Source organism: Tepidimonas taiwanensis, from assembly GCF_020162115.1.
Taxonomy (GTDB): domain Bacteria; phylum Pseudomonadota; class Gammaproteobacteria; order Burkholderiales; family Burkholderiaceae_C; genus Tepidimonas; species Tepidimonas taiwanensis.
This window is the reverse complement of the sequence record NZ_CP083911.1, coordinates 2,767,501-2,779,290: the sequence shown is the minus strand read 5'-3', so window position 1 is coordinate 2,779,290 and position 11,790 is coordinate 2,767,501. Positions and strand designations below refer to the sequence as shown.

Below are 11,790 nucleotides of genomic sequence, written 5' to 3'. Positions count from 1 at the left end.
GAAGGAGACAGACCATGAAGCTACGTTCCACCGTCCTCGCCGTGGCTGTCGCGGCGGCCGCCCTGTCCAGCGCGCTGGTGGGCACCGCCGCACACGCGCAGGCCAAAGAACAGTTTTTCCCGGTGCTGGTGTACCGCACCGGCGCTTACGCCCCCAACGGCGTGCCGTGGGCCAACGGCTTCGTCGACTACCTGAAGCTCACCAACGCGCGCGGTGGCATCAACGGCGTCAAAATCATTTGGGAGGAGTGCGAAACCGGCTACGCCACCGACCGCGGGGTCGAGTGCTATGAGCGCCTCAAGGGCAAGCACGGCGGCGCCACGATGTTCCAGCCGCTGTCCACCGGCATCACCTTCGCGCTGACCGAAAAGGCCCCCATCGACAAGATTCCTGTGATGACGGTGGGCTACGGCCGCAGCGAGTCGCAAGACGGGGGCGTTTTCAAGTGGAACTTCCCCCTGGCCGGCACCTACTGGGTGGCGGCCGACGTGCTGATCCAGCACATTGCCAAAAAAGAAGGGGGCTTCGACAAACTCAGGGGCAAAAAGATCGCGTTGGTCTACCACGACAGCCCGTTCGGCAAGGAACCGATCCCGCTGCTGCAGGAGCGCGCGGCGATGCATGGCTTCCAGCTCAGCCTGCTGCCGGTGGCGCCTCCGGGCGTGGAGCAAAAATCCACGTGGCTGCAAGTGCGTCAATTGCGGCCGGACTACTTGCTGCTGTGGGGCTGGGGCGTGATGAACTCTTCTGCCCTGAAGGAAGCCCAGGCTGTCGGTTATCCGCGCGAGAAGATGTACGGCGTCTGGTGGGCCGGCGCCGAGCCCGATGTCAAGGACGTCGGTGCGGGTGCCAAGGGCTACAACGCCGTCACCATGCAGCACGGTGCCGAGCCCAACGCCCCGTTCGTCAAGGAAATCCTGGAGAAAGTCCACGCCAAGGGCCAGGGCACCGGACCGAAGGACGAAGTCGGCTCGGTGCTGTACGTGCGCGGGGCGATCAGCGCGATGCTCGCCGTCGAGGGCGTGCGCGCCGCGCAGGAGCGCTTCGGCAAGGGCAAGGTCATGACCGGCGAGCAGGTGCGCTGGGGCCTGGAAAACCTCAACCTGACGCAGGCCAAGCTGGACGCGCTCGGCTTCAAAGGTGTGATGCGGCCGATCTCCACCAGCTGCCAAGACCACATGGGGGCAGCCTGGGCGCGCATCCACACCTGGGACGGCAGCAAGTGGCAGTTCACCAGCGACTGGTACCAGGCCGACGAGCAGATCCTCAAGCCGATGGTGCGGGCCGCGGCCGACAAGTACGCGGCCGAGAAGAAGCTGCAGCGCCGCACGCCGCAGGACTGCCAGTCCTGATGCAATCGGGCGTTCATCCGGCGCCGGCCGCCGGGTGAACGGGACAGGCACGGGGACCGCCCCCGTGCCACCCCTGCCGCCGCCATCCGCCAGCGCCGCCGTGCGGTGCTGACGCGTGGTGCCCGCGCCCCCGTCCAACGTTACCGAGGTTTTCCATGACGACACCCGCTCCCGTCCTCACCGTCAACGGCATCGAGGTCATCTACAACCACGTCATCCTCGTCCTCAAGGGCGTGTCGCTGCAGCTCGCCGAGGGCGACATCGCGGCCATCCTGGGCGGCAACGGCGCTGGCAAGACGACCACGCTGCGCGCCGTCTCCAACCTCCTCAAAGGCGAACGCGGCGAGGTCACCAAAGGCTCGATCGAGCTGCGCGGCGAACGCATCGACAACCTCACCCCCGCGGAACTGGTCAAGCGCGGCGTCGTGCAGGTGATGGAGGGCCGGCACTGCTTCGCGCACCTCACGATCGAGGAAAACCTCCTCACCGGCGCCTACACGCGCAAGGACAAGGGCGAAATCGCCGCCAACCTGGAGAAGGTCTACACCTACTTTCCGCGCCTGAAGACGCGCCGCAACAGCCAGGCGGCCTACACGTCCGGCGGCGAGCAGCAGATGTGCGCAATCGGCCGCGCGCTGATGGCCAACCCCAGCGTCGTGCTGCTCGATGAGCCGTCGATGGGCCTGGCGCCGCAGATCGTCGAGGAGGTGTTCGAGATCGTCAAGGACCTCAACCAGAAGGAGCGCGTCTCCTTCCTGATCGCGGAGCAGAACACCAACATGGCGCTGCGCTACGCCAACTACGGCTACATCATGGAGTCCGGCCGCATCGTGATGGACGGTAAGGCCGAGGACCTGCGCAACAACGAGGACGTCAAGGAGTTTTACCTCGGCATGGGCGGCGGCGAGCGCAAGAGCTTCCGCGACGTCAAGAGCTACAAGCGCCGCAAGCGCTGGCTCGCCTGACACACGGTACGCACCGGCTTCTATTTTCCCCTCCGGTTCGATCTGACCCGCCACCCCGCATCGCCATGCCCGCCCACTTCGACACCCTCGAAACCCGCTCCCCCGCCGAACGCGAAGCCGCGCTCTTTGCGGCGCTGCCCGGCCTGATCGCCCACGCCCGCGCGCACGGCGCTGCCTGGGCACGGCGGCTCGCCGACATCGATCCCGCGACGATCACGTCGCGCGCCGCGCTGGCGCGCGTCCCAGTGCTGCGCAAGCACGACCTGATGGAGCAGCAGCAGGCCGCGCGCGCCGCCGGTGGCGATCCGTTCGCGGGCCTGGCCACCATCGGCTGGCGTGGGCTTTTGCGCGAGCGCGGCGCCCGGCGCGTCTTTCAGTCGCCCGGGCCGATCTACGAACCGGAAGGGTACGCCACGGACTATTGGCGCAGCGCCCGGGCGCTCGTCGCCGCGGGCTTCGAAGCGGGCGATCTCGTGCACAACGCCTTCAGCTATCACCTGACGCCCGGCGCGTGGATCATGGAAGCGGGCGCGCAGGCGATCGGCTGCACCGTCTTCCCCGCCGGCGTGGGCAACACGGAGCAGCAGCTCGCCGCGATCGCCGACCTGCGCCCCGTCGGCTACACCGGCACGCCCAGTTTTCTGCGCATCCTCGCCGAAAAGGCCGAAGCCGCCGGCACACGCCTACCCATCCGCAAGGCGCTGGTCTCCGGCGAGGCTTTTCCGCCCAGCCTGCGTGATTGGCTCGCCGAGCGCGGCATCGCCGCGTACCAGGCCTACGCCACCGCCGACGTCGGCCTCATCGCCTACGAGACCAGCGCGCGCGAGGGGCTGGTCGTCGACGAGGGCGTGATCCTCGAAATCGTGCGCCCGGGCACCGGCGACCCCGTGCCCGACGGCGAGGTCGGCGAGGTCGTCGTCACCGTCCTCAACCCGGACTATCCGCTGATCCGCTTTGGCACCGGCGACCTGTCGGCCGTGCTGCCCGGCCCCTGCCCGACCGGGCGCACCAACACGCGCATCCGTGGCTGGCTCGGGCGCGCCGACCAGACCACCAAGATCAAGGGGATGTTCGTGCACCCGACCCAGGTGGCCGAAGTCGTGCGCCGCCATGCCGAAGTGCGGCGCGCCCGGCTGGTGGTAAGCGGCCGCATGGCCGACGACCGCATGACGCTGCGGGTCGAGACCGATGCCCCGTCGGAAGCCCTGCAGCGCGCGCTGCAGGAATCCCTGCGCGCCGTCACCAAACTGCACGGCGAGGTAGAACTGCTCGCCGTCGGCACGCTACCCAACGACGGCAAGGTCATCGAGGACGCGCGCGTCTACGATTGAGCGGCCCGCCGGGCCGCCGCCGTTGCTGCAACGCAACATCCCGCTGCATGCCCGGCGGGACAGGCGCACAATGGAGGCCTCGCAACCTCCCCGGCGACCCTTGGCGCGTCCTTCCTCCCCCGCGACCGGCGGCTCGAAGCTGGCGGCGCTCACGCTCGGCGCAATCGGCGTCGTGTACGGTGACATCGGCACCAGTCCGCTGTATGCGCTCAAGGAAGTCTTCACGCACGGCAACCTGTCCGTTACGCCGGACAACATCCTCGGCATCCTATCGCTGGTGTTCTGGACGCTGACGGTCATCGTCTCGCTCAAGTACGTGACGCTGATCCTGCGCGCCGACAACAACGGCGAGGGGGGGCTGGTGGCGATGCTCGCCCTGGCCTCGATGGCGGTGGAGCATCGGCCGCGGCTGCGGCGGCGACTGCTCGTGCTGGGCATCTTCGGCACGGCCATCTTCTTCGGTGACGCCATCATCACCCCCGCGATCTCGGTGCTGTCGGCCGTGGAAGGCCTGGAAGTCGCGGCCCCGGGGCTCGAACCCTTCGTGGTGCCGGTGACCCTCGTGGTGCTGACCGCTCTGTTCGCGGTGCAAAAGCGCGGGACCGCCAGCGTCGGCAAGCTGTTCGGACCGATCACCGCGGTCTGGTTCGTGGTGCTGGCGCTGCTGGGTCTGATGCACCTGGTGCGCAACCCGGCGGTGCTGCAGGCGGTGCTGCCGCACCATGCGCTGCGCTTCATCCTCGACAACCCCGGCCTGGCCTTCGTTTCGCTGGGGGCGATCGTGCTCTGCGTCACCGGGGCCGAGGCGCTCTATGCCGACCTCGGCCACTTCGGCAAGCGGCCGATCCGGCTCGCCTGGTTCGGGCTGGTGATGCCGGCCTTGCTGCTGAACTACTTCGGGCAGGGGGCGATGTTGCTGCAGCACCCGGAGAACGTCAGCAACCCGTTCTACGAGATGGCGCCCACTTGGGCCCTGGTGCCGTTGATCGGCCTGGCCACCTGCGCCACCGTGATCGCATCGCAGGCGCTGATCTCGGCGGCCTACTCGGTGACCAAGCAGGTGGTCCAGCTCGGCTACCTGCCGCGCCAGCGCATCCTGCACACCTCCGTGCGCGACACCGGCCAGATCTACGTCCCGTCGGTCAACTGGGCGCTCTACGGCGGCATCGTCGGCGCCGTGCTGCTGTTCGGCTCCAGCAGTGCGCTGGCCTCGGCCTACGGCATCGCGGTGACGATCAATATGCTGATCACGACGGTGATGACCTTCTTCGTCGTGCGCTACGCCTGGCGCTATCCCTGGCTGCTGTGCGTGGCGGCGACCGGCGTGTTTCTGGTCGTGGACGCGCTGTTCTTCACCGCCAACGCGGTCAAGGTGTTCAACGGCGGGTGGTTTCCGCTGGCCATCGGGGCCGTCATGTTCACGCTGATGACCACCTGGCAGCGCGGGCGCCAGCTGCTCGCGGAACGGCTGCGCGACGAGGCCATCGACCTCAAGCCCTTTCTCGACTCGGTCTTTCTGAGCCCGCCGGTGCGCGTGCCCGGCACGGCGGTGTTCCTCAATGCCGAGACCGGGGTAACCCCGAACGCGCTGCTGCACAACCTCAAGCACAACAAGGTGCTACACGAGACGAATCTGTTCGTCTCCGTGCGCCACCACGAGGTGCCCTGGATCGGCTTCGACAAGCGGGTAGAGGTCGAGCCCCTCGGCCACGACTGCTGGCGCGTGGTACTGCACTTCGGCTTCAAGAACGATCCAGACGTACCGGAGGCCTTGCAGCTGCTGCGCGGCCACGGGGTGCAGCTCGACGACATGGAGACGTCGTATTTCCTCTCGCGCGAGATCGTGCTGCCCAGGGGGGGCGGCGGCATGATGCCCTGGCGCAAAAAGCTGTTCGCAGGCATGCACCGCAATGCGGCGTCGGTGGCGGATTTCCTGAACCTGCCCGCCAACCGGGTGGTCGAGTTGGGCGCCCAGATCGAGATCTGATCCCCGGGGGTGTGGTTTCCCCGATGGCGCGGCGCATACGCCGCGGCTAGCATCGCCGGGTGTCCATCCATCCGACCGGAGACCCTCCCCGATGAAAGCGCTTCTCGCCCTGACGCTGTCGACCGTCGCCTTCGCGGCGGCCGCCCAGGAGTTCCCGTCCAAGCCCATCACCATCGTCGTGCCGTTCGCCGCCGGGGGCCCAACCGACACCGTGGCCCGCCAGTTGGCCGAATCGATGCGCAAGCAGCTCAACAACGCCACCATCGTGGTGGAAAACGCCGCGGGGGCGGGCGGCACGATCGGCGCCAACAAGGTCGCGCGCGCGGCGCCCGACGGGCACACGCTGCTCGTGTGGCACATCGGCATGGCCGCCTCACCGGCGCTGTACCGCAAGCTGCCGTTCAAGCCGCTGGAGGACTTCGAATACCTGGGCATCATCAACGACGTGCCGATGACGCTGGTGGGCAAGCCGCAACTGCCAGCCAACACCTACCGCGACTTCGAAAACTACATCCGCGCCAACCAGGGCAAGCTCAACCTCGGCCACGCCGGCCTCGGGTCGGCGTCGCACCTGTGCGGCCTGATGTGGCAGTACGCGGTCAAACTCGACAAATCGATGACCACGGTCGCCTACCGCGGCACCGGACCGGCGATGAACGACCTGATCGCCGGCACCATCGACGTCATGTGCGACCAGACCACCAACACGGCGCAGCAGATCGAGGCCGGCCGCATCAAGGCCTTCGCGGTCACGACCGCCAAGCCGCTGTCCGATCACCCAACACTGAAACACTACCCGACGCTGCAGGAGATGGGGTTGAAGGATTTCAACCTCACGATCTGGCACGGCATGTACGCCCCGAAGGGCACGCCCGCGCCGGTGCTCAAGCGCCTGAACGACGCGCTGCGCGCAGCCCTGCGTGACCCCGACTTCATCCAGAAGCAAAAGGCGCTGGGCGCGATCGTCGCCAACGACCAGCGCACCACGCCCGAGGGCCACAAGGCCTTCGTCGCGAAGGAAATCGCCAAGATCAAGGCGGTCGTGGACGCCGCCGGTCAGTACGCCGACTGACCCGGCCGGATCGGGCGCGGCGGGGCCCGGGCGGTCCCGCACGCGGCCGCCCCCTTCCGCCGCGCGTGCGGACACGCAAGCCGAGGCGGTGCCGCCGCCGCAAGCGCCCTGCGGCGCGGGCGTCAGACGCCCCAGACCACTTCGGTCTGCTCGCGCAGGCTGTGCCGCAGCATGTCGATGAACGGCGCCACGCGCGTGCGCAGCGGCACACGCTCCTCGCACGGCACGGGCGGCGCCTCGCCGCGCGCCTGCGCCTCCTGCCGCTGCCGCTCGGCTTCGGCCTCCTCCGCGGCGACGGCCGCCTGCAGGGCCTCGATGGCCGTCGGCATCTGTTCCGGCAGGATGATGCCGGGGCCGTCCGGATCCTTGCCCAGGATCTCGAGCACGCGCCGCCCCGTCGGCTCCAGCATCACCACGTCACCACAGGCCTTGGACTTGAAACGGTACAGCATCGTCGTGGGCTCCGTCAGGCACCCCGCGCCAGGGCGGGACGGTATTTATGCCATTGTGACCGCCCCGGCCCCGAACACGCAACCCGGGACACGGGATAGATAGCGTCGTTTTGACGGCGATCAAGCCGTGGGTACGTCCGCGGGCCAACAAGGTCCGGCGAACGGCGCCCACGCGGATCAGCTGCTCGAAGGTGCGCAACAAGCGCCGGTCGGTCTCGGTCAGCGCCGCGGACCCGACCTGCGGGTCATCGACGTACACCTACCCCACGAGCTCCTCTGCCCGCGCAGCGACACGACCAGCAGCTTGCCCCCCTGTGGCTGCGGCGCGCGGCACGAACGGCTCGAGCGTGGCGAGGCTGTCGTTCGGCGCGGGGGATGCGGCAGTGGTGGCGGCCGGAGAGCCCACGTGCAGCACAGTCTTATGCGATCGCTTTCAAGACCGTGTCGACGAGACGTCCGGCGATCTGCCCCACCGCCAGTGCCGCGGGACAGCCGGGCGTGTGCAGCAGCAACAACTGCCGCCGCATGACCGCCTCCTTCACCGCTTTGTCCACAGGGATGTCGCCCATGTGGATCAGGCGCACCGCCGCCCCGCCGGCAGAACGCTCGCCGCCGAGCGCGGCACCGACGAAGCGGTTGAGCACCGCCTGCAGCTGCGCGGTGATCGCGCGTCCATCCCCGGGGCGCACCGCCTGATTGACCACCAACCGCACCTGCTGGCGGCCCTGTTGGGTGGCCAGCACCTTGATGGTGGCGTAGGCGTCGGTCAGCGATGTCGGCTCGGGCGTGGCCACCAGCAGGATTTCACTCGCCAGCGACAGGGTGAACAGCACCACGTCCGAGATCCCCGCCCCCGTGTCGAGCAGCACCACGTCGTAGCGCGGCACCACCTGTTCCATGAGGCGCAGGAAATCGTCGCGCACCTCCGGCGTCAGGCGCGAATACTCCACCATGCCGGAGCCCGCGAGCAGCACCGAAAAGCCGCCCGGCGCTTTCAGGATGGCGTCGTCCAGCGCGCATTTGCCCGTGAACACGTCGTGCAGCGTGAGCTTCGGGTACAGGTTGAGCACGACGTCCAGGTTGGCCAGCCCCAGATCGGCATCGAGCACCAGCACCCGGAGCCCTCGGCGCGTCAGCGCCGCCGCGAGGTTGGCCGAAAGAAACGTCTTGCCCACACCACCCTTGCCGCTGGTGATCGCGATGACCCGGCCGCGGCTGGGCTGCAGCAACACGCCGCCGGCGGGTGCAGCGGCGGGGGCGGCTGGGGTCATGGGTGTGTTCATGATCTCGGACATCGTCGGGCGTTCAGACCGCGTCGGCGGGGTCGATGATAAGGCCGTCCGGATCGCTCCACGCGAACAGCGCCTGCTTCTCTTCGGCACTAACGTCGCTCACCGGCACGGCCTCGATCATCACCCGGTTGCGGCCCTGCCGTTTGGCCTCGTAGAGCTGGCGGTCGGCCCGCTCGAGCCAGTGCTCGACCGTCGAGCGCACCCACGCCGGCGAATACGCGCCGCCGATGCTGACCGTGACGTGCAGCGCCGAGCGTCCGTCGGGCAGGGCGATGGCCTGCTGGGCGACGGCCTGCCGCAGCCGCTCGGCCAACATGACGCCGGCACCGGGCCCGCAGTTCGGCAGAACGATCCCGTACTCCTCGCCCCCCAGGCGGGCAACGGTGTCCATCGGACGCACCTGCTCCTGCAGCGTGCGCGCAACGGCGCGCAAAACGGCGTCACCGGCCAAGTGGCCATGGCGGTCGTTGACGGACTTGAAGTGATCGATATCGAGCATCAGCAGCAATGCCGTCTCGCCCGCCCGGCTGGAACGGTCGAGTTCCTGCGCCAGGCGCCCCAAAAACGCGCGGCGGTTAGGCAACCCGGTGAGTGCGTCGCGCTCGCTCAACTCGCACAACGCGTCGATGATCGCCTGCAATTCCTGCGCGGTTGGGACATCGCCCGCGACGGGCACGTCCACCCCCGAACGCCGCAACAGCGCGCGTGCATGGTCGAGACGCAGATCGGCCACTCGCATGGTCATCACCGGGGCCGTGACGTGGACACAGACCCCCAACGGGCCAGAGTATATGCGGACACCGCCGCGGTGCCGGATCAGGCCCCGCGCGGCCAGCGCAGCGCGCGCGGCGCGCAGCCGCCGACGGCCACTCCGATCGCGGCGATGTGATCGGGCGTCGTCCCGCAGCAGCCGCCGATGATGTTCACCAGCCCTTCCGCCGCAAAACCGTGGAGCAGCCGCGCAGTGTCGGCGGGCGTCTCGTCGAACCCTGTTTCGCTCATTGGATTCGGCAGGCCCGCGTTCGGGTAGCAGCTGATGTACGTTCCCTCCGCCACGCGGGCCAGTTCCTGGATATAGGGCTTCATCAGCGCCGCGCCCAGTGCGCAATTCAAGCCCACTGCGAGCGGTCGCGCATGGCGAACACTGGCCCAGAACGCCGTTACCGTCTGGCCGCTCAGGAGCCGCCCCGACGCGTCCGTCACCGTCCCGCTGATCAGCACGGGCAAACGCTCCCCCGTCTCGTCGAACGCTCGCTCGATCGCAAACAGCGCGGCCTTCGCGTTGAGCGTGTCGAAAATCGTCTCTACCAGCAGCACGTCCGCGCCCCCCTCGATGAGGCCGAGCGCCTGTTCGTGGTACGCCTGTTCCAGCTCGTCAAACGTGACGTTGCGCGCGCCCGGATCATTGACGTCGGGGCTGATGCTCGCGGTCCGCGGCGTTGGGCCCAGGGCGCCCGCGACGAAACGCGGGCGCTGCGGCGTCGCATAGCGGTCACACGCCTCACGCGCGAGGCGGGCCGACGCCACGTTCATCTCCCGCGCCCACGCCTGCAAGCCGTAATCGGCCTGCGCGATCGAGGTGGCCCCGAAAGTATTCGTCTCGATGATGTCGGCCCCGGCCGCCAGGTAGCCCTCATGGATCTGCTGAATCACGTCGGGCCGCGTCAGGCTCAGCAAATCGTTGTTGCCTTTGAGGTCCACCGGATGCGAAGCGAAGCGCGGATCGACGGCCTGTCCGCGATAACCCGCCCCCCGGTACTGCGCCTCATCCAGGCGAAAACGCTGGATCATCGTCCCCATCGCCCCGTCGATCAGGACGATGCGCTGCGCCAACAAAACGGCCAGGCCCTGGCCACGCGTGTAATGCTGTACCGTCATGCCTCGATTGTGCCGTGGCGGGATGTTCCACCACGTACGCACAAAGCAAAACCCCCGAAACATCGCTTGATGCCTCGGGGGTCTTGGGTTGTATAAAGCCTGACGATGACCTACTTTCACACGCGAGGAGCGCACTATCATCGGCGCGTGGGCGTTTCACTGTCCTGTTCGGGATGGGAAGGAGTGGGACCACCCAGCTATGGTCGTCAGGCGTAACCGGTCGGGGTGGCCGGCTGCCCGGGGGCAGCGGCCACCTTCACAGAGTCGAAGTCAGCGCGCGTCGGATTTGCGCGGCGCATTATTTGTTCGTTCATCGAGCTTCGCGCCCGAGTTGTCGGACGGCTGCTGACGCTGATCATCGGTGCTCACGACAGCGCTCTTTTCGTTGGCTTTTGCTTCGAGGAGCGCCACGTGGCGTGCGCTTGTGTTGCTTTGCACCACAAAGCTATAGGGTCAAGCCTCACGGGCCATTAGTACTGGTTAGCTCAAGCGATTGCTCGCCTTCCACACCCAGCCTATCAACGTCGTGGTCTACGACGACCCTTCAGGGGGGTCGAGCCCCCAGGCAGATCTCATCTTGGGACGAGTTTCCCGCTTAGATGCTTTCAGCGGTTATCTCTTCCGCACATAGCTACCCGGCGATGCCACTGGCGTGACAACCGGTACACCAGAGGTGCGTCCACTCCGGTCCTCTCGTACTAGGAGCAGGCTCCCTCAAATCTGCAGCGCCCACGGAAGATAGGGACCAAACTGTCTCACGACGTTTTAAACCCAGCTCACGTACCTCTTTAAATGGCGAACAGCCATACCCTTGGGACCGGCTACAGCCCCAGGATGAGATGAGCCGACATCGAGGTGCCAAACACCGCCGTCGATATGAACTCTTGGGCGGTATCAGCCTGTTATCCCCAGAGTACCTTTTATCCGTTGAGCGATGGCCCTTCCATACAGAACCACCGGATCACTTAGACCTGCTTTCGCACCTGCTCGACTTGTCAGTCTCGCAGTCAAGCACGCTTATGCCTATGCACTACCAGCACGATGTCCGACCGTGCCTAGCGTACCTTCGTGCTCCTCCGTTACGCTTTGGGAGGAGACCGCCCCAGTCAAACTGCCCACCATGCACTGTCCCCAACCCCGATTCAGGGGCCCAGGTTAGAACCTCAAACGCACCAGGGTGGTATTTCAACGTCGGCTCCACGGCACCTGGCGGCACCGCTTCACAGCCTCCCACCTATCCTACACAGGCCCGTTCAAAGTCCAATACAAAGCTGCAGTAAAGGTTCATGGGGTCTTTCCGTCTTTCCGCGGGGAGATTGCATCATCACAAACATTTCAACTTCGCTGAGTCTCGGGAGGAGACAGTGTGGCCATCGTTACGCCATTCGTGCAGGTCGGAACTTACCCGACAAGGAATTTCGCTACCTTAGGACCGTTATAGTTACGGCCGCCGTTTACCGG

The 11,790-nt window shown here is 67.0% G+C and carries 9 protein-coding genes and 2 rRNA genes (1 of these 11 only partly in view); 5 read left to right on the top strand and 6 right to left on the bottom strand.

Annotated elements, in window-relative coordinates:
- Positions 1-14: 14 nt before the first annotated feature.
- The 5 genes from LCC91_RS13115 (at position 15) to LCC91_RS13095 (ending at position 6,707) form a co-directional block, all read left to right on the top strand.
- Positions 15-1,352 (top strand): ABC transporter substrate-binding protein, encoded by a 1,338-nt coding sequence (locus tag LCC91_RS13115; protein WP_143897713.1) that lies wholly within the window; start codon positions 15-17, stop codon positions 1,350-1,352.
- 155 nt (positions 1,353-1,507) lie between these two features.
- Positions 1,508-2,317 carry an ABC transporter ATP-binding protein gene (locus LCC91_RS13110; protein WP_058615968.1) on the top strand — a complete coding sequence of 270 codons (810 nt, stop codon included), beginning with the start codon at positions 1,508-1,510 and terminating at the stop codon, positions 2,315-2,317.
- A 65-nt stretch (positions 2,318-2,382) separates the two neighbouring features.
- On the top strand, positions 2,383-3,648 hold the full coding sequence (locus LCC91_RS13105) for a phenylacetate--CoA ligase family protein (RefSeq protein WP_058615969.1): 1,266 nt from the start codon (positions 2,383-2,385) through the stop codon (positions 3,646-3,648).
- 70 nt (positions 3,649-3,718) lie between these two features.
- Entirely contained in the window at positions 3,719-5,635 is a 1,917-nt protein-coding gene (locus LCC91_RS13100; protein ID WP_082007589.1) for a potassium transporter Kup, read from the top strand.
- A 91-nt stretch (positions 5,636-5,726) separates the two neighbouring features.
- Positions 5,727-6,707 carry a tripartite tricarboxylate transporter substrate-binding protein gene (locus LCC91_RS13095; protein ID WP_043701202.1) on the top strand — a complete coding sequence of 327 codons (981 nt, stop codon included), beginning with the start codon at positions 5,727-5,729 and terminating at the stop codon, positions 6,705-6,707.
- A 122-nt stretch (positions 6,708-6,829) separates the two neighbouring features.
- On the opposite strand, the gene LCC91_RS13090 is transcribed toward LCC91_RS13095, so the two are convergent.
- The 6 genes from LCC91_RS13090 to LCC91_RS13065 form a co-directional block, all read right to left on the bottom strand.
- Entirely contained in the window at positions 6,830-7,159 is a 330-nt protein-coding gene (locus LCC91_RS13090) for a DUF1840 domain-containing protein (RefSeq protein WP_043701205.1), read from the bottom strand.
- 419 nt (positions 7,160-7,578) lie between these two features.
- On the bottom strand, positions 7,579-8,442 hold the full coding sequence (locus LCC91_RS13085) for a MinD/ParA family protein (protein ID WP_224440956.1): 864 nt from the start codon (positions 8,440-8,442) through the stop codon (positions 7,579-7,581).
- A gap of 22 nt (positions 8,443-8,464) precedes the next feature.
- The gene (locus tag LCC91_RS13080; protein WP_043701233.1) at positions 8,465-9,190 is read right to left on the bottom strand and encodes a GGDEF domain-containing protein; all 726 of its coding nucleotides are present in this window, start codon (positions 9,188-9,190) and stop codon (positions 8,465-8,467) included.
- A 77-nt stretch (positions 9,191-9,267) separates the two neighbouring features.
- Complete coding sequence (locus LCC91_RS13075) at positions 9,268-10,329, bottom strand: homocysteine S-methyltransferase family protein (RefSeq protein WP_043701213.1); 1,062 nt, start codon at positions 10,327-10,329, stop codon at positions 9,268-9,270.
- Positions 10,330-10,426: 97 nt separating this feature from the next.
- Positions 10,427-10,540, bottom strand: a 5S ribosomal RNA gene (rrf, locus tag LCC91_RS13070).
- A 238-nt stretch (positions 10,541-10,778) separates the two neighbouring features.
- Positions 10,779-11,790, bottom strand: a 23S ribosomal RNA gene (locus LCC91_RS13065) (it continues 1,875 nt past the right edge of the window).